The sequence below is a fragment of the Pseudomonas sp. P1.31 genome, assembly GCF_001269815.1.
In the GTDB taxonomy this organism is placed as follows: Bacteria; Pseudomonadota; Gammaproteobacteria; order Pseudomonadales; family Pseudomonadaceae; genus Aquipseudomonas; species Aquipseudomonas rustica.
In genome coordinates this window covers 56,182-79,150 of sequence record NZ_LHVN01000022.1, presented here as the reverse complement: position 1 = coordinate 79,150, position 22,969 = coordinate 56,182, and the positions used below count along the sequence as shown (strand labels likewise).

At 56.3% G+C, this 22,969-nt stretch carries 16 protein-coding genes; 14 read left to right on the top strand and 2 right to left on the bottom strand.

Annotated features, from left to right (window positions below; translation table 11 throughout):
* The first annotated feature begins 67 nt into the window (after nucleotides 1–67).
* From AD669_RS14960 to AD669_RS14945, 4 genes are all read left to right on the top strand, one after another.
* Nucleotides 68–1,444 carry a glutamine synthetase family protein gene (locus tag AD669_RS14960; protein WP_053121087.1) on the top strand — a complete coding sequence of 459 codons (1,377 nt, stop codon included), beginning with the start codon at nucleotides 68–70 and terminating at the stop codon, nucleotides 1,442–1,444.
* 184 nt (nucleotides 1,445–1,628) lie between these two features.
* Nucleotides 1,629–3,119, top strand: coding sequence for an aldehyde dehydrogenase (locus tag AD669_RS14955; RefSeq protein ID WP_053121086.1), 1,491 nt, complete (start codon nucleotides 1,629–1,631; stop codon nucleotides 3,117–3,119).
* Nucleotides 3,120–3,172: 53 nt separating this feature from the next.
* On the top strand, nucleotides 3,173–4,456 hold the full coding sequence (locus tag AD669_RS14950) for an FAD-binding oxidoreductase (protein ID WP_053121085.1): 1,284 nt from the start codon (nucleotides 3,173–3,175) through the stop codon (nucleotides 4,454–4,456).
* Nucleotides 4,457–4,823: 367 nt separating this feature from the next.
* Nucleotides 4,824–5,372, top strand: coding sequence for a cupin domain-containing protein (locus AD669_RS14945; protein WP_053121083.1), 549 nt, complete (start codon nucleotides 4,824–4,826; stop codon nucleotides 5,370–5,372).
* 85 nt (nucleotides 5,373–5,457) lie between these two features.
* Here the strand turns inward: AD669_RS14945 and AD669_RS14940 are convergent, their stop codons facing one another.
* The gene (locus AD669_RS14940; RefSeq protein WP_053121081.1) at nucleotides 5,458–5,889 is read right to left on the bottom strand and encodes a hypothetical protein; all 432 of its coding nucleotides are present in this window, start codon (nucleotides 5,887–5,889) and stop codon (nucleotides 5,458–5,460) included.
* Between the two features lie 851 nt (nucleotides 5,890–6,740).
* Between AD669_RS14940 and wecB the strand changes: the two genes are divergently transcribed.
* From wecB to AD669_RS14900, 8 genes are all read left to right on the top strand, one after another.
* Nucleotides 6,741–7,895 carry a non-hydrolyzing UDP-N-acetylglucosamine 2-epimerase gene (gene wecB / locus AD669_RS14935; RefSeq protein WP_053121079.1) on the top strand — a complete coding sequence of 385 codons (1,155 nt, stop codon included), beginning with the start codon at nucleotides 6,741–6,743 and terminating at the stop codon, nucleotides 7,893–7,895.
* Nucleotides 7,892–9,154: a UDP-N-acetyl-D-mannosamine dehydrogenase gene (wecC, locus tag AD669_RS14930; protein WP_053121077.1), complete on the top strand. Its 1,263-nt coding sequence runs from the start codon at nucleotides 7,892–7,894 to the stop codon at nucleotides 9,152–9,154. Before wecB ends, wecC begins: the two co-directional genes overlap by 4 nt.
* A 14-nt stretch (nucleotides 9,155–9,168) precedes the next feature.
* A complete protein-coding gene (locus AD669_RS14925) occupies nucleotides 9,169–14,550 on the top strand; it encodes a glycosyltransferase (RefSeq protein ID WP_053121075.1) in 5,382 nt (1,793 codons plus the stop codon).
* Nucleotides 14,547–15,350: a DUF6270 domain-containing protein gene (locus AD669_RS14920; protein WP_053121073.1), complete on the top strand. Its 804-nt coding sequence runs from the start codon at nucleotides 14,547–14,549 to the stop codon at nucleotides 15,348–15,350. The genes AD669_RS14925 and AD669_RS14920 overlap by 4 nt, the downstream gene beginning before the upstream one ends.
* A 91-nt stretch (nucleotides 15,351–15,441) precedes the next feature.
* On the top strand, nucleotides 15,442–15,831 hold the full coding sequence (locus AD669_RS14915) for a hypothetical protein (protein WP_053121071.1): 390 nt from the start codon (nucleotides 15,442–15,444) through the stop codon (nucleotides 15,829–15,831).
* Between the two features lie 79 nt (nucleotides 15,832–15,910).
* The gene (locus AD669_RS14910; protein ID WP_218187435.1) at nucleotides 15,911–17,644 is read left to right on the top strand and encodes a hypothetical protein; all 1,734 of its coding nucleotides are present in this window, start codon (nucleotides 15,911–15,913) and stop codon (nucleotides 17,642–17,644) included.
* Nucleotides 17,645–17,656: 12 nt separating this feature from the next.
* Complete coding sequence (locus AD669_RS14905; protein ID WP_053121067.1) at nucleotides 17,657–18,904, top strand: glycosyltransferase family 4 protein; 1,248 nt, start codon at nucleotides 17,657–17,659, stop codon at nucleotides 18,902–18,904.
* Nucleotides 18,901–20,094: a glycosyltransferase family 4 protein gene (locus tag AD669_RS14900; protein WP_053121066.1), complete on the top strand. Its 1,194-nt coding sequence runs from the start codon at nucleotides 18,901–18,903 to the stop codon at nucleotides 20,092–20,094. Before AD669_RS14905 ends, AD669_RS14900 begins: the two co-directional genes overlap by 4 nt.
* Before the next feature lie 14 nt (nucleotides 20,095–20,108).
* Here the strand turns inward: AD669_RS14900 and AD669_RS14895 are convergent, their stop codons facing one another.
* Nucleotides 20,109–20,885, bottom strand: a complete 777-nt coding sequence (locus tag AD669_RS14895; protein WP_053121063.1) for an NAD(P)H-dependent oxidoreductase — start codon at nucleotides 20,883–20,885, stop codon at nucleotides 20,109–20,111.
* A gap of 85 nt (nucleotides 20,886–20,970) precedes the next feature.
* Between AD669_RS14895 and AD669_RS14890 the strand changes: the two genes are divergently transcribed.
* The gene (locus tag AD669_RS14890) at nucleotides 20,971–21,864 is read left to right on the top strand and encodes a LysR family transcriptional regulator (RefSeq protein WP_053121060.1); all 894 of its coding nucleotides are present in this window, start codon (nucleotides 20,971–20,973) and stop codon (nucleotides 21,862–21,864) included.
* A 255-nt stretch (nucleotides 21,865–22,119) separates the two neighbouring features.
* Entirely contained in the window at nucleotides 22,120–22,905 is a 786-nt protein-coding gene (locus AD669_RS14885) for a DeoR/GlpR family DNA-binding transcription regulator (protein ID WP_053121058.1), read from the top strand.
* The last annotated feature ends 64 nt before the right edge of the window (nucleotides 22,906–22,969 follow it).

Genomic DNA, 22,969 nt, shown 5'->3' with positions numbered 1-22,969 from the left:
CCTTTCGGATTGACTGGCTGTGCAACACGGTAGTGAACATAATAATTAACAGCTAAATAGGTGCATCATGTCGGTCCCTCTGCGTACCGTTCAACTCAACGAAGCAAACGCATTCCTTAAGAAATATCCTGAGGTTTTGTACGTCGACCTTCTGATTGCGGATATGAACGGTGTGGTGCGCGGCAAGCGCATCGAACGCACCAGTCTTCATAAGGTTTACGAGAAAGGCATCAACCTGCCGGCCTCGCTTTTCGCCCTCGACATCAATGGCTCCACGGTGGAAAGCACCGGTCTGGGTCTGGATATCGGTGATGCTGACCGCATCTGCTACCCGATCCCCGGCACCCTGAGCATCGAGCCTTGGCAAAAGCGCCCGACCGCACAACTGTTAATGACCATGCACGAACTGGAAGGCCAGCCGTTCTTCGCTGACCCGCGTGAAGTGTTGGCCAACGTCGTGCGCAAGTTCGACGAAATGGGCCTGACCATCTGCGCCGCGTTCGAGCTCGAGTTTTATCTGATCGACCAGGACAACGTGAACGGCCGTCCACAATCGCCACGTTCGCCAGTGTCCGGCAAGCGTCCGGTGTCGACTCAGGTGTACCTGATCGACGATCTCGACGAATACGTCGACTGCCTGCAAGACATCCTCGAAGGCGCGAAAGAGCAGGGCATTCCTGCTGACGCCATCGTCAAGGAAAGCGCCCCGGCGCAATTCGAAGTCAACCTGCATCACGTGTCCGACCCGATCAAGGCGTGCGACTACGCCGTCCTGCTCAAACGTCTGGTGAAGAACATCGCCTACGACCACGAGATGGACACCACCTTCATGGCCAAGCCGTATCCGGGCCAGGCGGGCAACGGCCTGCACGTGCACATTTCGATCCTGGACAAAGAAGGCAACAACATCTTCGCCAGCGAGGATCCCGAGCAGAACGCCGCGCTGCGTCACGCGATCGGCGGTGTGCTGGAGACCCTGCCTGCGCAAGTGGCTTTCCTGTGCCCGAACGTCAACTCTTACCGCCGTTTTGGCGCGCAGTTCTACGTACCGAACTCGCCAAGCTGGGGCATCGACAACCGCACCGTGGCCGTGCGCGTACCAACTGGCTCGCCGGACTCCGTGCGCATCGAGCACCGTGTTGCCGGTGCCGACGCCAACCCGTACTTGCTGATGGCGTCTGTCCTGGCCGGTATTCACCACGGTCTGACCAACAAGATCGAGCCGGGCGCGCCGGTTGAAGGCAACAGCTACGAGCAGAACGAACAGAGCCTGCCGAACAACCTGCGCGACGCACTGCGCGAGCTGGACGACAGCGAAGTCATGGCCAAGTACATCGACCCGCTGTACATCGACGTGTTCGTCGCGTGCAAGGAAAGCGAACTGGCCGAGTTCGAGAACTCGATCTCTGACCTTGAGTACAACTGGTATCTGCATACGGTCTGACGGTTGACCCACCGCCGTAACCCTGTAGGAGCTGCCGAAGGCTGCGATCTTTTGATCTTGCTTTTAAAAAATCAAAGTCAAAAGATCGCAGCCTTCGGCAGCTCCTACAGGGGATCGGGTTACCAGATTTTGATCGGCGGCGTTCGTCCGCCGATCACCCAATCCCCCTTGTCGAGCCACAACAATGACAACTACCCGCAACGACTGGGAACAACGCTTCCAGTCTCTGACCATCGAGTCCCGCGCGTTCATCAACGGTGAATATCGCCCGGCTATCAGCGGCGACACCTTCGAATGCTTGAGCCCTGTTGACGGCCGTTTCCTCGCCTCCGTGGCCAGCACCGATGAAGCCGACGCCAACCTCGCCGTTGAAGTCGCGCGCCAGTCTTTTGAATCCGGCGTGTGGGCGCACAAAGCCCCGGCCGAGCGCAAGCGCATCCTGATTCGCTTCGCCGATCTGATCCTGCAGAACCAGGAAGAACTGGCGCTGCTGGAAACCCTCGACATGGGTAAACCGATCAGCGATTCGATGAGCATCGACATCCCGGCGACCGCTAACGCGATCCGCTGGAGCGCCGAAGCCATCGACAAGATTTACGACGAAGTCGCCGCCACCCCGCACGACCAACTCGGCCTGATCACCCGCGAGCCGTCCGGCGTCGTAGCGGCCATCGTGCCGTGGAACTTCCCGTTGATCATGGCCAGCTGGAAATTCGCCCCGGCGCTGGCAGCGGGCAACTCGTTCATTCTGAAACCTTCGGAAAAGTCGCCACTGACGGCGATCCGCATCGCGCAGCTCGCGCTGGATGCCGGCATTCCGAAAGGCGTGTTCAACGTGCTGCCAGGCTTCGGCCACACCGTCGGCAAAGCGTTGGCGTTGCACATGGACGTCGACGTGCTGGCCTTCACCGGCTCCACGGCGATTGCCAAGCAACTGATGATTTATGCCGGCCAAAGCAACATGAAACGCGTCTGGCTCGAAGCAGGGGGCAAGAGCCCGAACGTGGTGTTTGCCGACGCACCGGATTTGCGCGCGGCAGCACAAGCAGCGGCCGGCGCCATTGCGTTCAACCAGGGCGAAGTCTGCACCGCCGGTTCGCGCCTGCTGGTCGAGCGTTCGATCCGCGAGCAATTTATTCCGCTGTTGGTGGAAGCACTGCAAGCGTGGAAACCGGGTCACGCCCTCGATCCAGCCACCACCGTCGGCGCCGTGGTCGATCAGCGTCAACTCGACAACGTGCTGCGCTATATCAGCATCGGTCGTGAGCAGGGCGCCGAGCTGATTGCCGGCGGCGAGCGCACCCTCGAAGAAACCGGTGGCCTGTACGTGCAACCGGCGTTGTTCGACGGCGTGACCAACGCGATGACCATCGCTCAGGAAGAAATCTTCGGCCCGGTGCTGTCGCTGATCACCTTCGACACCGTTGAAGAAGCGCTGCAGATCGCCAACGACAGCATCTTCGGCCTCGCCGCCGGCGTCTGGACCAGCAATCTGAGCAAGGCGCACACCTTTGCGCGTGGCTTGCGTGCCGGCAGCGTCTGGGTCAACCAGTACGACGGCGGCGACATGACTGCACCGTTCGGTGGCTTCAAACAGTCTGGCAACGGTCGCGATAAATCGCTGCACGCGTTCGACAAGTACACCGAGCTGAAAGCGACCTGGATCAAGCTCTAACTCTTTTACCGCGGCGGTCGCCGGCAGTGATCGGCGACCTTCGGAGAACAAACATGAAACAGCAACACGTCAACAGTTACTACGCAGCCACCCGCAACGAAGTCATCGATTTTCCGATTCTCGAAGAAGCGGTGGACTGCGATGTTTGCATTATCGGCGCCGGCTACACCGGCCTGTCCTCGGCGCTGTTCCTGACCGAAGCCGGCTATAAAGTGACGGTGCTCGAAGCGGCGAAAGTCGGCTACGGCGCCAGCGGTCGCAACGGCGGCCAACTGGTCAACTCCTACAGCCGCGACGTCGACGTGATCGAAGCGCGCTATGGCGACAAGACCGCAGAGATCCTCGGCAGCATGATTTTCGAAGGCGCCGACATCATCCGTTCGCGCATCAAGGATTACGACATCAAATGCGACTACCGCCCGGGCGGCATCTTCGCAGCGATGAACAAGAAACAACTCAACGGTCTGGCCGAGCAAAAACGCGGCTGGGAACGTTACGGCAACAACAACCTGAAGATGCTCGACGCGGCTGAGATTCGTCGCGAAGTCGGTTCCGACGCTTACGTTGGCGGCTTGCTCGACATGCAAGGCGGCCACGTTCATCCGTTGAACCTGGCACTCGGTGAAGCGGCAGCCATCGTGCGTCTGGGCGGCAAGATCTACGAGCAGTCGGCTGCCGTGGAAATCAAATATGGCGAGCCGAACGTTATCCGTACTGCCAAAGGCCAAGTGCGCGCCAAGTATCTGTTGATCGCTGGCAACGCTTACCTGCCGCAAGGTCTGGACAACCGCGTGACCGCGAAAAGCATGCCGTGCGGCTCGCAGATCGTCGTCACCGAACCGTTGACTGAAAAGCAGGCGCGCAGCCTGATCACCAACAACTATTGCGTCGAAGACTGCAATTACCTGTTGGATTACTACCGCCTGACTGCCGACAATCGTCTGCTCTACGGCGGCGGCGTGGTCTACGGCGCGCGTGAACCGGACGACATCGAACAACTGATCCGCCCGAAGATCCTCAAGACCTTCCCGCAGCTAAAAGACGTCAAAATCGACTACCGCTGGACCGGCAACTTCCTGCTGACCATGTCGCGTATGCCGCAATTCGGTCGCATCGAGAAAAACGCCTATTACATGCAAGGCTACAGCGGTCACGGCGTGACCTGCTCGCACCTCGCCGGCAAGCTGATCTCGGAAATGATCCGTGGCGATGCCGAGCGTTTCGATGCGTTCGCTTCGTTGCCGCACATGCCAATGCTCGGCGGCCGCACGTTCTCCGCGCCGTTGACCGCTCTTGGCGCCGTGTACTACTCGCTGCGCGACCGTTTCGGCATCTAAAGTTACCTCCCCGGCGACGGTCGCCAAGACCCCGCCGGTTTTTACATGATGTGCAGATCGTGCTGAATGTACGATTCGGCTGCTCCACCGCTATTTTTGTAGGAGCTGAGCTTGCTCGCGAAGGGGCCATTTCAGGCAACATCCCTGTCGCCTGACACACCGCATTCGCGGGCAAGCCTTGCTCCTACAGATTTCGGCGGGTGCATTTGCCCCACCGTCCATCGAACCTGCTGAGCAACACCACCAAACGTGATTTAATAGCCGCCTTTCACGGTTCCGGGACACGGGAGCAACGTGATCCGCGCCCTCGGCGCGTCACCCGCCACCCACCCCCATCGCCCTTAAGTCGTTCTCACATAAGGCTGTCATGGATACGGGTTCTCGACTCAAACTAGTACGCGAAAGCTACAAACTCTCCCAGCGCGAGCTGGCCCGGCGTAGCGGCGTGACCAATGCCACCATTTCCCTGATCGAACAGAATCGCGTCAGCCCCTCCGTCAGCTCCCTGAAAAAGCTGCTCGAAGGCATCCCGATGTCCCTGGCCGACTTCTTCACCTTCGACCAGCCGCCGCGCGAACATCAATACGTCTTCCGCGCCAATGAACAGCCGGATCTCGGCCGTCATGGCCTGCGCCTGCTGCTGATCGGTGCCTCGGTGCCAAGCCGCCAGATGCGTTTGCTGCGCGAGCAATACGCGCCGGGCGCCAGTTCCGGTGAAGAGCCGATCGTGCACGCCGAAGGCGAGGAGTGCGGGCTGGTCACGCGCGGCACTGTCGAGCTGACCGTCGACGGCCAGGTGAGTGTTTTGGGCGCGGGGGATGGTTACTACTTTCCCACCACGTTACCGCACAAGTTCCGCAATATCGGCGCCGATGAAGCCGAGATCATCAGTGCGAACACGCCGGCGAACTTCTAAGCCAGTCACTCTGAGCACACTAAAAACCGCAGCGATGCGGTTTTTTTGTGGGCACAAATCGAGCGATCAAAGTTTCAACGTTTAACTACTTCGCCTTCCACTGCCCGCCGCCATTCTCACAATCAATCCGCGCCTGGGCCAAATGCTCAACGTCGTAGTAATACGTGGTCACTTGCGCATTGTCGGGGATGTTTAGCGCCTTGGCGTTTTTGTCCTTGCTGGTGGAGTGCGGGTTGGCGAGCGATTCCTGAGTGATGGTCGCGATGCACGCGGCCTGATAGTGATCCGCACAGTGTTCCACTTTGTTTTTTGTGCTGCTGAGCATGTCTTTGCTTTCGTTGCTGCAGGACCAGTCGATGGCATTCACCGGCATGCCTTCGTATTCGTAGCAGCTATGGGTTTCGATGGCCGGCACCGAGGCGCTGGAAGATTGGGTCTGGACGTCGCAACCCTCGGCCATGACGCAAGTCGGGATGATGGCGAACGTGGCGATCAGCAACAGAAATCGAATGTTCATCGGGATTTCCTCGAAGAGGGCGCCGCGTCTAACGATGAATGGGCGCTTTAGAGTTTCGAGGCAGTCCGGAAGAGGGAGGTTCAATCGGGTTTTCACTGGGGGTCGCAGCGAAGGATAAACGCGGGGCGGGGCGACTTCGTTAATGAAAATACGAAATGTGTCATCCGATAGGCAGGGGAACTATGTCTATTTGTGTCAGTCTGCGGCGGCAAGTCGCACCTGTGTCGCTCGGAAAAGCCCGGTTTAGCACGTCTGATTAGTTTTTGACGAAAATGCTGTCACGGCGTTTTTCATCTTCCGATGATGGTCGAAATGCCTATTCGGTCAAATCATGAAGCAATTGTTACAATTTGAAATAATTTCAATTCTGAACAAATCGGCCATTTTTTTCGCATCACCCTCTCCGCGAATCTGGAGACCTTGTAGGAATTAGGCGGCTCCTCTGTAGGCCTTTTCCTACGCGGCTTTCAGAAAATTCTTATGCCTGTAAAACGTCTGAAAATTCCTTCAGCGCATTCGTTTTCACAAACTTTTCACAAAAAATCCCAGCCTTTACGGGCGCTTACCGGCGCTTGTCAAAATCAAAATCAGGCTGTCAATCTGCCATCTTGGTGGTAGCCTCCGCGCCGAAGATGAAATTTTATTCATCTTTGCTTCAGCCTTTGCACAGATTTTGGATTGGCGGCGATGGATTGCTACGCGTAACACCTGCCTCTCTCCTTATATGACCTTTGTTCATTATCCGGACGCATTTTTTTCGTCCGTGTGCATTGCCACGCCTTGGATTTGCCGTCTGTCGCGCGAGCGACTGTGCCCAGGCTTAACGTCGTATCTGTAGAAGAAGATATCCAGTGACCCTCAAGACTTTGTCCGTTTTTGGTACCCGTCCCGAAGCCATCAAAATGGCACCTCTGGCGCTCCAGCTCGCGAAGGACAGTCGGTTTGAATCGCGCGTCTGCGTAACTGCCCAGCATCGCGAAATGCTGGATCAGGTGCTTGATCTGTTCGAGCTGCAACCCGATTACGACTTGAACATCATGAAGCCGGGTCAAGACCTGACTGACGTAACGGCGGCAATCATCCAGGGGCTCAAGCCGGTTCTGGAAGACTTCAAGCCAGACGTCATTCTGGTTCACGGGGATACCGCGACGACATTCGCCGCCAGTCTTGCCGCGTACTACCAGCAAATCCCGATCGCGCACGTCGAAGCCGGCCTGCGCACCAACAATCTGTATTCGCCTTGGCCGGAAGAAGGTAACCGTCGCCTGACCGGTAGCCTCGCGGCCCTGCATTTCGCGCCGACGCCGACGTCGCGGCAGAATCTGATCAACGAAGGCATCCAGAAGCACGCCATCCATGTCACGGGTAATACCGTCGTGGACGCGCTGCTGGAAGTGGTGCAAAAGCTCAATGCACCGCAGTCCGTTCAACTTGCGCAGTTCAAGGAACAGTTTTCTTTCCTGCCCGAAGGCAACCGTGTAGTGCTGGTCACCGGGCATCGCCGCGAGAACTTCGGTGGTGGCTTTGATCGCATTTGCAGCGCGCTGCTGGAAACCGCGAAGAAGTTTCCGCAGGTGGAGTTTGTCTATCCGGTGCACCTCAATCCGAATGTTCGTGAACCGGTCAATCGCCTGCTGGCGGGTATCAGCAACGTGCACTTGATCGAACCGCAGGACTATCTGCCGTTTGTTTATCTGATGACCCGCTCGCACCTCATCCTTACCGATTCCGGCGGCATTCAGGAAGAAGCCCCGGCACTCGGCAAACCAGTATTGGTCATGCGCGATACCACGGAACGTCCGGAAGCGGTTGAAGCGGGCACCGTCAAACTGGTCGGTACAGAAGTGGATTCCATCGTCAATCACCTGAGCGAATTGCTCAGTGATGACGCCGTTTATGAAGCAATGAGTTACGCCCATAACCCGTATGGGGATGGCACCGCCTGCGCAAACATTCGTGAAGCGTTGTTGACTTGGGTAAATGCGTCGATCGAGGCCGCAGCATGAGTTTTGAAACAATTTCCGTGATCGGTATGGGTTATATCGGTCTGCCAACCGCTGCTGTTTTTGCTTCGCGTCGCAAGAAAGTGATCGGCATCGACGTCAACCAGAAGGCGATCGATACCATCAACCGTGGCGAGATTCATATCGTCGAGCCTGAGCTGGACATGGTGGTACACGCCGCCGTAACCGAAGGTTATTTGCGTGCGTCGATGACGCCTGTGCCGGCTGATGCGTTTTTGATTGCGGTGCCGACGCCGTTCAAAGAAAACCACGTGCCGGATTTGAGTTACATCGAGGCGGCGAGCAAATCGATTGCGCCGGTGTTGAAGAAAAATGACCTGGTGATTCTTGAATCGACGTCCCCGGTCGGTGCTACGGAGCAAATGGCCGCGTGGCTGGCTGAGGCGCGCCCCGATCTGACTTTCCCGGCAACCCATGGCGAAGATTCGGACATCCGTATCGCCCACTGCCCGGAGCGCGTGTTGCCTGGTCATGTCTTGCGTGAACTGGTCGAGAACGACCGGATTATCGGCGGCATGACCCCGAAGTGCTCGGACGCCGCTGTGCGTCTTTACAGCGCTTTCGTTGAAGGCGAGTGCATCATCACCGACACCCGCACCGCCGAGATGTGCAAGCTGACCGAAAACAGTTTCCGCGACGTCAACATTGCGTTCGCCAATGAGCTGTCGATGATCTGCGAGAAGCTCGGCATCAATACCTGGGAACTGATTCGCCTGGCCAATCACCACCCTCGCGTCAACATTCTGCAGCCAGGCCCGGGCGTCGGTGGTCACTGCATCGCGGTTGATCCATGGTTCATTGTCAGCCGCACGCCAGAGTTGGCGCGACTGATTCGCGCGGCCCGCGAAGTCAACGACAGCAAGCCGCAGTGGGTTATCCAGCAGGTCAAACTGGCGTTGGCCGAGTTCCTGCTGAAGCACCCGGACATGGCTGCGCGCCAGGTTCGAGTCGCCTGCTATGGCCTGGCTTTCAAGCCGGATATCGACGACTTGCGCGAAAGCCCTTCGTTGCACATCGCCCGCCAGCTGGGTGAGCAACTTGGCGTCGAACTGATGCTGGTTGAGCCGAACATCGAAGCATTGCCTGCGGATCTGGCGCAGCACCAACTGGTCGATAGCGCCTACGCCAACGACAGTGCGCACATTCACGTTTTGCTGGTCAAGCATCGTGAATTCAAAAAGATGGATTGCGTGCGTGACAACGCCGTTGTAATTGATGCCGCCGGCGTGTTCGCGGCCTGAAAAGAGTATTGATGATGAGCAGTACCCAGCTGGCCGAAATGGCTTCGCACACGGATGCAACGGCGCCTCTGGCCGACATTCATGACCGAGTCATGGAAGCTTATTACGGAAAGCTGGGTGAGCACTTCATGCGTGAAACCCAAACGCGCATCCACTGGATTTGCGCGCAGGTGTCCGGCAAGCAAGTGCTGGATGTCGGCTGTTCGCAGGGCATCGTGCCGTTGTTGCTGGCGCGCGAAGGATGCTCGGTCACCGGTGTCGACACCAGCCCGCAGGCCATTGCCGAGGCGCTGGATTATCTGCAGGCAGAACCTGCGCATGTTCAGCAGAAGATCACTTACGTCAACGCCGACTTCCTCTCACTGGATACCAGTGTGGCGGAGCCCGACACGATTGTGATCAGTGAAGTGCTGGAGCACCTGGTGCGTCCGGAAATGTTCGTGGAAAAAGCCGCGTCACTGCTCAAGCCGGGCGGCCGGCTGATTATCACCGTGCCGTTCGGCGTGAATGATTTCATCGATCACAAACACACGTTCTACCTGCTCGCGCCCTACCAGATGCTGAGCAAGCATTTGCGTATCAGCGAAGTCAAAGTGCTGGGTAAATGGCTGGGCATGGTTGCGCAGAAAGACGAAGAGGGTAGCGCGCCCTCCGATTTGAATCTGGGTGTCGAGCACATCCAGGGCCTGGAGAAAGCGTTTGAGGCGGTCGAGCGAAGTCTCAATTCCAGCCTTTCCAGCGTCAGACAGCGACTGGAAGAGGCGAACAACAAATACCGTGCGGCTACTGAACAAGTAGCACTGCTCAAACCCGAAGCGCAAAAAGTTACCGGGCTGCAAAACGCTTTGGCAGTGCATCAAAAGACTTTGGCTGAGTTGGCGGAGGTCAAACAACACCTTGACGAAGCCAATACCAAATACCGTGCCGCCACAGAACAGGTTTCTGTGCTCAAACCTGAAGCTCAGAAAGTTGCCGGGCTGCAGAACGCTTTGGCGGCGCATGAAAGAACCCTGACTGAGTTGGCGCAGGTCAAGCAACACCTAGACGAAGCCAACACCAAATATCGCGCCGCGACAGAGCAAATTGCGGTGCTTAAACCCGAAGCGCAAAAAGTCCCTCAACTCCAGAGTGCGTTGGCGGCTCATGAAGAAACGCTGGTTGAATTGGCGCAGGTCAAGCAGCACCTTGATGAAGTGAATGGCAGATGCCGACTCGCTACGGAACAGGCACATTCGTTGACGTTGCAAGTAGAACAGCTCGACGCGCTCCACGCGGCGATGCAAGAAGCCGCTCAGCAGTCAGAAGAACAGCGACTGCAAAGTGAAGCACTGTGCGCGAACCTTGAACAGACCCGGCAAGCTCTGCTGGCACGCGTCGAAGAACTCACGGTTGATGCCCAATCCCGTGAGCAAGCGCTGCATGTGCATGAGCAACACGCTCGCGAACTCGCCATCGAGCTGGACGAGTGTCGTGCTCAGGTTGCCCATCTCGAAAGCGACCTTCAGGTCAGGATTGATCAGTCGCTGCTGGATCGTCGTCAGTTTGAAGACGAGCGTTCTCTGCGGCAGGCGCTGGAACTGCAGATCGATGATCTTCAGCAACAGGCTCAAAAAGAGCGCGATCTACTTGCCGAACAATTGTTCCACGAGAAAGCGAGCCATCAATCTGCCGAACAATTGCTGAGTACAACGCAAGCGCAATGGCTGGAAATCCGTTCAGAGCTCGAGCGCGAGTTGGGTGCCTCCAAAGACTGGCTGGACGCAGCCAATCAGAAGTACAAGGAGGTCACTGGCAAGCAGATTCCGCATTTGAAGCATAACCTCGCTTCCTTGCTGGAAAAGACCACCGTCCAGCAAAAGAAAATCGAGGAGCTCAACAGCAATCTCGAACGCGCCAATACCCAGCGCCACCTTGCCGAACAGCGTCTGATCAAGACTCGCTCCAGCATGACTTACCAGTTGGGGTATCAGATCAAGTCGAACGCCAGTTCGTTGGGCGGTCTGGTACGCCTGCCTTCAGCGTTGTTCAATCTTTATCGCAAAGCGGCAAAACAGCGCAAACAGGCAACTCAAAAGAACATCGGTTTTGACAAGGAAGTATCCGCGACGATTGCACCGGTTTTGCTGTCAGGCGAGCCGCATACGCCGCCGGCGGTTATCGAAACCTGTGAGCAGATTCGCAGCACCTTGATCAATCAGGTCAATCAGCCGAGAACGAACTTGAAAGTCGCCTGTGTGATGGACGAGTTCACTTACGGCTCCTACCGGTACGAATGCAACCTGCTCCAGCTCACGCCGGAAAACTGGCTGGCGGAAATCGCCGACTTCCAGCCTGAGCTTTTGTTTATCGAATCGGCCTGGCGCGGCAAGGATGAGCTGTGGGGCAGCAAAGTCGGTCACAACTCGCAGGAGTTGCAAAGCATCCTGGCCTGGTGTGCAGATCGTCAGGTTCCCACCGTGTTCTGGAACAAAGAAGATCCGGTGCACTTTGAAACGTTCCTGACCACGGCCAAACAGTTTGATTTCGTCTTCACCACCGACATCGATTGCATCCATCGCTACAAAGGCGCGCTAGGTCATGAGCGTGTGTACTTGCTGCCGTTCGCGTGCCAGCCAGCCATACACAACCCGATTGAACTGTACGAGCGTAAAGATGCTTTTTGCTTCGCGGGTGCTTACTACGCGCGTTATCCGGAGCGTACCCGCGATCTGGGGAACTTCGTCCGCGAATTACCGAAGTTCCGGCCGTTGGAAATTTTCGACCGCAATTTCGAGAAGAGCGATCCTAATTACCAGTTTCCCGTCGAATACCGGCCTTACATTGTCGGCACACTGAAGTTTGATCAAATCGACACCGCATACAAAGGCTACCGTTACGCGATCAACTTGAATTCGATCAAGCAGTCGCAATCGATGTTTGCCCGTCGTGTGTTTGAGCTGCTCGGTTGCAACACGATCACCGTGAGCAATTTTTCACGGGGTGTGCGGTTGTTATTTGGCGATCTGGTGGTGACTACTGACGACGGACTGGAGATGGTGCGTCGTCTTGAATCCCTGGCCGGTCAGGAGATCAACAGCGGCAAATTGCGTTTGGCTGCTCTGCGAAAAGTCATGCAAGAGCATACCTACGCTCAGCGCCTCGATTACGTAATGAGCAAAGTCACTGGCCAAGCGCCGGCCAATGTCTTGCCGCCAGTCTGCATCATTGCCAGCGCCGCCAATAAAGCAGAACTTCTGGCGCTGGTCGGCCATTTACAGCGCCAGACGTACCGCGATCTGCAGATGACCATCGTGGTGCGCGATGCACTTTGCGCCACTGACGCAATCGATGATCCGCGCGTATCGCTGATCACTGCGCAAGCAGCCGGCAAAAAAACGCTGGCAGAGATTGCGCTGGACACGCCGATGCTGGCGGGCATGCTCGCCATGGACTATTACGGCCCGAACTATTTGCTCGATCTGGTACTGGCGACCCGTTACAGCCAAGCGAAAGTGATTGGTAAAAGCACCTTCTACGAGAACGGCACACACGGTATCCAGTTAAGTAATGACCAACACCAATATCGCCCTGCGGCAACAATAGCGGCGCGCAGTGCGATCATCAGTACCTGGCTGCAAGCTGATGAGCAGTTAAATGAATGGGCGGTATCGCTGCCACATCTTGAGTACCGCCACGATCAGATTCTGAGCATCGATGCTTTCAACTATTGCCGAAATGCAGTGGAAATCGATGATGCCCAACTGCGTGAAACCGTTGATGATTTGAAACTGCATGCCGGTATCAGCATCGACGAGCTTCAAGCGCATGCCGAAGCCATTGAACCTATTATCGAGGAGCATATTGCCCCCGAAATCTCAGGGCGCGGCCTTGCTGAACTCTTTGGCCCCACGCGCAGTAAAGGCGTGCAGACATCTGTGGAGTTCGATAACTGGCACGTGATTTCGGAACTGGCTGATGGCAAGCACGAATACATTTATTCGCAGCAGGATTTGCGTGTCGAGCAGTTCGTGCAGGGCGATCAACTCAAGTTGTATCTGGACGTCACGCCTGGTCTGAACGTGCAGTTGGTGGTTCTGTTTCTTGATGCCGAGAAGCAGCGCATCAGCCATGTCATGCAACATGCCAATCGCAACCACACGGCACAAATACCACCAGAAGCGGCGTTCATCCGCCTCGGTGTACGCGTTTATGCCAATGGCCACGCCGAAATCAAGGCACTCGTCCTGGGACACCGGGATCTGCAGCCTTCGGACATGTTGACCAAAGCCGAACATTTGCTGGTAACGAATCACTATCCCGCTTATGACGACTTGTACCGCAATGGCTTCGTTCACACTCGCGTCCGTGCTTATCAGGAGCGCGGGCTTGAGGTGGATGTGTTCCGCCTGCGCAAGAACGAGTCGGTCAGTTACCACGAGTTCGAAAACATCAACGTGACGACCGGGTCGAAGTCAACGCTGGCGAAGATGCTCGACAAGGGTCAATACAAGTCCGTTCTGGTGCACTTCCTTGACGCGGACATGTGGAAAATCCTGAGTCAGCACTTGCACCAAACCAAAGTAATCGTCTGGGTGCACGGTGCTGAAATTCAACCGTGGTGGCGTCGTGAGTACAACTACAACACCGAAGAACAGCTGCAGCTGGCAAAACTTGACAGCGAAAAGCGCCTGGGCTTCTGGCGCGACCTGCTGCAGCCGATGCCGGCGAACCTGAAACTGGTATTCGTATCCCGTTACTTTGCCGAAGAAGTAATGGAAGACCTCGGTTTCCGACTGCCAGAGGAGCAGTACGAGATCATCCATAATCCGATCAACACAGAGGTGTTTTCCTATCAGGAAAAACCGGTCGAACAGCGCAAGAAAATCCTTTCGATCAGGCCTTATGCGTCGCGCACCTACGCAAATGATTTAAGCGTTAAAGCCATTCAGGAACTCGCCCTTAAACCTTGGTTTAACGAGCTTGAGTTTCTAATGATGGGCGACGGCCCACTGTTCGAAGAGACCCTTTCGCCACTGCGTAAATACCCCAACGTACGCATCGAACGCGGTTATCTGAAACAGGCGGATATCGCCAAACTCCATAAGGAGTACGGCCTGTTCTTCTGCCCGAGTCGAATGGACACACAAGGTGTTTCGCGCGATGAGGCGATGTCGTCGGGACTCGTTCCCGTCACCAATGCGATCGCCGCGATTCCGGAGTTTTTGGACAGTAATGCCGGCGTATTGGCTCCAGCAGACGATTACCTGGCCATGGCTGAAGGCGTAACGCAGCTTATCGAAAGGCCTGAGCTGTTCGCTGCGATGTCGAAGTCAGCGCGTCAGCGTGTTGAACAACAGACGGCAATGATGAAAGTTGTTGCGCGTGAGCTGGTTGCCATTGAAGAGGGCGTGCAGTGACTGAGGTCAACGCCCATCCAGCAGTCAGTGCCAAGGCTGCAAATGAGGCCGTGAGGCTTATGATTTTTGGCAGTTGCGTTAGCCGCGATGTGCTGAATTTCGACGTCGAAAAAGCGATTGCATTGGTGGGCTATTACGCGCGCAGTTCTTTTGCAAGCGCGTTTGCAGCGAAGCCTGGTGTTGATACCTATAGCGCGAATTTGCAATCAGGCTTTCAGGCGGCGATTGTCAAAGCAGACTTGGAGAAAAGCCTTCAGCATTCGATACGGGAGCAGTCATTCGATCTGTTTCTGATTGACTTGATTGATGAGCGATTCAATGTCTTTGTTACAGACGAAGGTGCGTTGTTCACGGTTTCCAACGAGCTACGCAGTGCTGGTTTTGATCCGCAGGCTGAAACCGGAACCTTGGTAAAGTCGGGGTCTGAAGAATTTTTTGCTCTTTGGGAGGCAGGGTGGGAACGATTTGTCAGTATTTTGAAAGAGACCGGGCAGCTCAATAAAGTCGTCGTTAATCGAACGCTGTGGAGTTCGCAAACAAGCGCTGGGAATGACTTCAGTCCCCAGTTTCAAGCCGCGTATATCGCTGAGTCCAATTCATTTCTGATGCGCCTGTATGAGCGAATGGCCTGTGACTTGTCTGCGCAGCAGTTTGTCAGCCCGCCTTCAAGCATGATCTGCGGAAACGAACAGCATAAGTGGGGGATCAGTCCGTTTCACTACGTGGATGATTATTACTTGTTTATGTTGCATGAATTGAGGGCGGCTAAATCGAGTCAGTGCTTGCGGGTTGAAACCTAAAACATAAAACAGCCAGCGCTGTCCTGTTGGGCACAGTGGTTCTATAAAGAAATGATGTTTGCATCAATAGTGGAATTATCGAGTTAACAATATGAAGATTAAATGTGTGATTTTGGCGGCCGTGTTGACGCTGACAGGCTGTGGCAATAGTAACTCCGTTGACGTGGCGCTGGGCGAGGGGATTAATTTAAGCGTTGATGGAACCCTGGTCAGGGAATACAGCAAGCCGGGTGAGCAGGGCGCATTGAAAGTCAATAACATCGCGCTGGACTACAGCACGAAAGACGCCGAAAAAATGATCACCAAGGAACTCAATAAACTGGGCTATCGCCGTAAAATCGTCGAGCAGTCTGAGGCCGTGTACAAAGTTCACTACTACAAGAAAAACTGGCCGGTTATCGGTGCGCTCTACACCGCTCAGGCAGACGCCAAGGCGCCAGGCTCGCGAGTTTCCATTTATTGGAAAGTTAACGAGTCTTGAGAATGACTGACGGAATTTCCCGCTCCGGCGATAGGGTGGCAGCGAATATGACCATTTTTTCAAGCCTGGAAACGCTCGAGTGATGGCGAGTCTCCAGAGCCTTATAAAAACTACGTTGGGCTGGTGTTATTCGCTGGGCGGGAAGTTCGTCAGGGTGGTGCCGTTTACCACCTTGACCGTTCAGGCTGCGCATTTGTTTTCACAAGTATTGTTGCTGCTGACGTTTTTCTTGCCGTTGAAGGTTTTGATTCTTCTTGGCAGCGAGAAAATACCGCACTACTTTCCGCTGTATTTGCAAAATCTGAAAAAAACCCATCTGATCATCGCCTTCAGTGTGTTGGCGTTGATCTGCTACGTTCTGTATGTGATCGCCTGTTTTGTGATTTCCTACTATTCAAAACGCGGCGCCAACAAGCTGTTGAAGAACAGTGCCAAACTGAGTCTGTTTGACAATCAGCGCAAAATCGCCGCGCAAGCGTACTCGAAGTTTACACGGGGATTGGCAGCGGGAACGTTCGTTGCCATTGTTTTCGTTATCTTGCTGTTTATCTATCCTTCGTTGGTCTTCGTGGTGTTGCTCTACAGTGCGGCGGCAGGAAGCGCATTGATTGCCTTGTACAATCGCAAACCCACCGTGCGCAAACTGATTCAGCTTCATCATTCGGACGTCCTGACTACGCTGTCATCCATCGGCTTTCTGATCGCGTTTTTCTGTATGGTCGCCGATTATCTTTATTTCAATCCGCCGAAGATATTTGCCGCGTTAATCGCGCTTTTGTTATTGCGGCAGGGATTGTCCCGACTGACGACAATGATTCAAGACGTGATTTCGCTGCGGTCGCAGTATCGTCAGATCAATGCGATGTTTTTTCATGACAAACCTTTGGTTTCGACGAGCAGCGTTTATACCCCGGAAATAAAACGCTTGTTGACGGAAGATAGTAGAAAAGCCTGGATGGCTGAGGCGATGACGTCGCTTCAAGTTGATTTTCAGAGAATGGTGTCCAGCGCGTGGAGCCAATTGGCGCAGCCCAATATTTATTCCTTTGAAGCGGTGTTCTCCAACGATGACGCTGAACAGAAAAAATTCCTGTTCAAGCTATTCGACAGTTCTACGGTTTTTCTGGCCAAACGCGAACGTGTGCTGCTGCAGAATATGACGGCTATTCCCTCGTTGCGCTTCGTCGGTGCAACCACCGTGCATGAATTCAACTGCCATGTATTCGAATGCGATGGTTTCCGTAAAGTGCTGCAGCACGAACAAGGCCCCGGGTTGATCACGCTCGCGCGAAAACTTATGTCCCTGGAACCGGAAGAAGGGCTGGTTCAGCAGTTTGGCCGTTCGCACACTTATCTTGAGCAACGACTGACCGAGGAGTTGCTGGCCAATTTCTGCATGGTGGTCTCCAAGGACAATGCACCGCTGGTGCGCCAGTTCCAGCATCACTACGCCGGCATCGTTTCACTCATTGCAGGTTTGCCGAGGCAGTTGGTCTGCACCGATATCAATCCCAACACGCTGTTGCTCTCCGACTCGGGCGAGGCGTGCGCCAGTCATTGGCCGAACTGGAAGATTGAACCGACCGGGGCTAACTGGCTGGTGATTGATCGCGTGAAGTTCCTGCGGGCAATCAATCAGGCGAAGGCATCCCGCGAATCGCTGGCCGACGTGCCCAGTGCGGCAATCATGGTGTGTGCGTTGGCGTATGCCTTTGAGCGCTTGTGCGCGCGGGGCAGCTATGACGATGCATTGGCGCTTCTACCTGACCTGCTTGAACACTTTCAATCGCTTGAAACCACTACTGCCGAGTAAAGGAATTCGCCCGTGTCACGCATTGCAATGATCGTCTGGAACGAATTCCGCAACGACGCCCGAGTGCTCAAAGAAGCACAGACGCTCCAGCGTGCCGGCCATAACGTCACCGTGTTCGCCTTGCACACCCCCGGCGTTACTCAGGAACAGGAAATTCTCGACGGCGGAATTGCGGTTTCGCGAGTGGCCCGCAGCCCGTTGTGGAAATGGCGCAAGGGCAGGGCGGTGTCATCGGCGGCGACCAGCTCGGCGGGTCATACGGCAAAGATCGGTCGCCTGAGCCCGACCAAACAAGTACTGCGCATAGTTGCGCGTTTGTGGACGCACACGGTGTTGTTCACCCGCATGGCTTTGCACCGCGCCGACGTGGTTCACGCACATGACGTAAATACCTTGCCGACAGCCTGGCTCGCGGCCAAGGTCAGCGGCGCCAAGGTGATCTACGACGCGCACGAAATCAGCACCAGCCGTGAGGGTTACAACAGTTTTCGGCGACTGGTCGGTGTGGTCGAAAAGCTGTTGATGCCCCGGGTTCAGGGGACGATCACGACGACGGATGCGCGGGCGAAGTTTTTCGCCCGGGCTTACTCGATACCACGTCCGGTAGTGTTGCAGAATCGTCCGCGTCTGACCCCTTCGCGGCCGTCGCAGCGAATTCGCGAGCAATTGCAGCTCGCCGAGCCGTGGCCAATCATTGTCTATCAGGGTGGTTTGCAGCAGGGCCGCGGGCTGGAACGGCTGGTGAGAATTGCCGCGAAGGTGCCGAATGCCTACTTCGTGCTGATCGGTGGTGGACGTTTGACGCAGTCGCTGATTGCGCTCAGTGAACAACTTGCGCTGACGGAGCGGGTGCATTTCATTCCGACGGTGGCGTTGGCAGACCTGCCGGATTACACCGCCTCGGCGGACATCGGTGTGCAGCCGATCGAAAACACCTGCCTGAATCACTTCACCACCGACTCCAACAAACTGTTCGAGTATTTGATTGCCGGGTTGCCTGTGGTCGCGTCCGATCTGCCGGAAATTCGCCGGATCGTTCGTGCGCATGACAATGGTTTGCTGGTGCGCGAAGGCGATGACGAGGCGCTGGCCAGCGCGCTGCAACGGCTGGTCAACGATCCTGAGCATCGTGCTGCGCTGGCGGCCAGTTCGGCGAAAGCCTCGGCGCACGCCAACTGGGAAGAGCAGGAAGTCTTGCTGACGGATCTCTATCAGCGTGTCTTGTGCGATGAATTGCGCAGCGTCACGGCGCGACCATGACCGTTCGCATTCTGGTTCTGAGCTTTTATTACCCGCCGGATCTGGCCGCAGGTTCGTTCCGTATCGATGCCTTGGTCAAGGCATTGCTGGCCAATGCCGGCGACAATGTTCAGGTCGACGTCGTCACGACTCAGCCCAATCGCTATCACTCGTTCGGTGCTGCAGCGGCGCAACTGCAAGAGTCTCCGCGCCTGTCGGTTCGCCGCATACCGTTGCCGATGCATGAAAGTGGTTTGCTGGATCAGGCTCGGGCGTTCGCCTTTTATGCACTCGGGGTGCGTAAGGCTGTTCAGGGCAAGGATTACGATCTGGTGGTGGCATCGTCTTCGCGGTTGATGACTGCCGCGTTGGGCGCGTGCGTCGGATACTTTATCAAGACGCCGCTTTACCTGGATATCCGCGACATTTTCGTCGATACCTTGCCGGAGCTTTTTCCCAGCCGTTTCGGGCAATTGGCCGCGTGGATTTTCTCCCGAATCGAACGCCTGACGATTGGCCAGGCGTCGCGGGTCAATCTGATTTCTCCGGGGTTTCTGAGTTATTTCGCAGCGCATTATCCCGCGCGCGATTTCTCGACGTTTACCAATGGCGTTGACGAGATGTTCTTCAAACAGTTGCCCGGCAACGTCGCCGTGGCACCGAGCGGGCAACTGATCCGTGTGGTCTACGCCGGCAATATTGGCACCGGGCAAGGGCTGCACCTTATTCTTCCGGAGATGGCGAAAAGGCTTGAAGGGGTGGCGCGCTTCACGATCATCGGCGCCGGCGGTGCGTTGGAAAAACTGCAGATGACGCTAAAGCTTCGTGGTGTCACCAACGTCGAGGTTATTGCGCCGGTCGAGCGCAAGGCGTTGCTCAAGTTTTATCAGGATGCCGACGTGCTGTTTTTGCACTTGAACTCGTTCAAGTCGTTTCGTCGAGTTATCCCTTCGAAGCTTTTCGAATACGCCGCCACCGGCAAACCGATCCTTGCCGGATTGGCGGGGTATTCGGCGCGGTTTACTCAAGCGAAGATTTCCAACGCCTCGGTCTTTGAACCCTGCGACATCGAAGGCGCGGTTGAAGCCTTGCTCAGTTTGAGCCTTGCGCCAGTCACGCGTGAAACGTTCATGCAGGACTATTCACGCGTATCGATCCAGAAGCGCATGGCGATCGATGTACTGGAGACGTTGCGACGACGTCCCGCTTAGGCTGTCGAGCCGAGCTAGCGCATGTGTGCGGCAAAACCTTCACTGCCGGGCGCGACATCATCCTTCAACGTCAACGCCGGAATCTCATAGTCCCCGGCATTCTGCTGCCGAAACGCAATCGGCCGTGTACTCCACAATTCATCCAGCCTCCGCCCCAATTCTTCACACGTCTCGGCATAGCGCGCCTCATCCATGCGGCTGGTGCGATACACCACGAACGGTGGCACCACTTCAAAACCGGGGTAGTACAGAATCCCGTGCTGGATCGGAAACAGCAGATCATCCATCGGCCCGTTGATCCCGCGGGAGGCGTAGTGCGATTCCCAGCCGCCGGTGGTGACCATCAACATCGCCCGTTTGCCTTGCATTTTCCCTTCGCCATAACGCTCACCCCAGCGGCTGTCGGAATGTTCGCCAACGCCGTAGGCAAAGCCGTAGGCGTAGACGCGTTCGACCCAGCCTTTGAGGATCGCCGGCATCGAAAACCACCACATCGGGAACTGCAGAATCAGCGTGTCGGCCCACTGCAGTTTTTCCTGTTCGCGAGCGATGTCGGCGGCTTGGCTGCCTTCGGCGTACGCCACTTTTGAGTCGAGCGAGGCGTGGAACGGTTTTGTGGTGTCGCGCTCCGGGGCGTCGTCGGCGTCGAGGGTGGTTTTCCAATTCATCGCGTAGAGGTCGGAGACCTGCACGGTGTGGCCGGCGGCTTGCAGGCGCTGGACGCTGAAGTCGCGGAGCGAGCCGTTGAGGGAAGTCGGTTCAGGGTGGGCGTAAACCAGTAAGACATTCATGTTGTAGCTCCGTTGGCTGAATGACGGCAGGATCGGCGTTCAAGCGGTATATTGGAAATGAATGTCTGATATGTCTGGTATAGCCATGAATAATTTGAGACGCCTCGATATCAATCTGTTGCTCACCCTCGACGTGTTGCTGTCCGAGCACAACGTCACCCGCGCGGCGCAGCGGCTGAACCTGTCGCAGCCCTCGGTGAGTGTGCATCTGGCCAAGTTGCGCGACATTTTTGGCGACCCGTTGCTGCTGCCCGGGCCGCGCGGGATGCGCCCGACGGTGCGCGCCGATGAATTGCGCGAGCCGTTGCGCGAAGCGTTGGAGGCGTTGGAAAGGGCGGTCGCGCCGGCCAGCGCGTTTGATCCGGCGCAGTCGACGCACACCTGGAAAGTCGCTGCCACCGATTACGGTGAAACGACGGTGGTGTTACCGGCGCTCAGCGGATTACGCAAAGAGGCACCGGGCACGCGATTGGCCGTGATCGATCTGACACCTGCGCAGTTGGTGAAACAGGCGGAGCAGGGCGTCTTCGACATCGCCCTGCACATCAGCGAAGACGCGCCGCTGGAGTTGCACTCGCGGCCATTGTTCACCGAACGCTATGTGCTGGCCGGTCGCGTCGGTCATCCGGATTTGCAGCGCGTGCCAACGCGCAAACAGTTCTGCGCGTTGGAACACGTCCTGGTGTCGCGGGAGGGCGGAGGGTTTTTCGGGGGGACCGACAAGGCGTTGGCAGAGGTCGGTTTGCAACGAAAAGTGGTGCTGTCGGTGCCGCATTTTCTGATGGCGATGTCGGTGCTGGTCAGCACCGATCTGGTGGCGATGCTGCCGTCACGTCTGGTGCGCGGCAATCCGGCATTGCAAGTGGTCGACGCACCGCTGGCAGTGCCTGGTTACGAAATGGCGATGTTCTGGGGCGAACGCGCGCATCGCGATCCGGCGCACAAATGGCTGCGCGAGCACTTGTTGGCGTCGGTCTGAGACGCTGTCAGGCGTGACCGAGAGCCACCGCAAACGACACAACGATCATGCACGCAAACGCAAAATTGAGATTCATGAGGTGTTCATCCTGAGCCTTTTAGAAGTGCGGCCATTCTGAACAGGCTGAAAGCAAAGAAAAAATTCGCCTTGTTGATTGCAATGATCGAAGTAATTGATACCCGCCGGTTTGTGTTTGCTCGAGGGTTTCGCTAGTCTCGCAGAAACCTGCAACTACAAGCATAAACAGGCATCTCCATGCACGATCATTCCGCAGCCGAACTGCCTTCATTGCGCCGGCAAAAAATCCTCCTGCTCCTCGAACGGGACGGAAAAGTCATGGCCTCCGAGTTGAGCCAACACTTCGCCGTCTCCGAAGACACCATTCGCCGCGACCTCGCCGAGCTGGATAACGCCGGCCTCGTGCAGCGGGTTCACGGTGGAGCGCTGCCGCGTCCGAAAGATTCCGGCAAGGATTACTTCACGCGGCTGGATGAGACCGATGAGGTGAAAATCCGTCTGGCGCAACTGGCGGCGCAGCAGGTCGAGGACGGGCAGATTGTGCTGTTTGATTCCGGTTCGACGACGTTGCAGGTCGCGCGGTCGCTGCGCGCGGATATCCAGATCACGGCAGTGACGGCTGCGCCGATGACGGCGATTGCGCTGGCGGAATTCAAGGGTGTGAAAGTGATTCTGGCAGGCGGGACGTTGAATCCGCGAACGATGTCGGCGGGTGGGCATGAGGCGCTGCGCTTGCTGGCGGGGATCAAGGCGGATCTGGCGATTACCGGCGTCTGCGCGATTCATCCGGAGGTGGGGATTACTTCGCTGCATTTTGATGAAGTGCCGGTGAAGCAGGCGATGCTCGATGGCGCGACGCGGGTGATTGCCGTGACTACGGCGGACAAGTTGGGCGCGGTGGAGCCGTTTGTGGTGGCGCCTTGTACGCGCCTGCATACGCTGATTACCGAACGGCATCTGGCGTCGGGGAGTGTTGAGGATTATCGACGGTTGGGGATTGTTGTGGAGCAACTACAAGACTGAAGCCGCCTCCTGTAGGAGCTGCCGAAGGCTGCGATCTTTTGATTTTGATTTTAAACAACAAGAT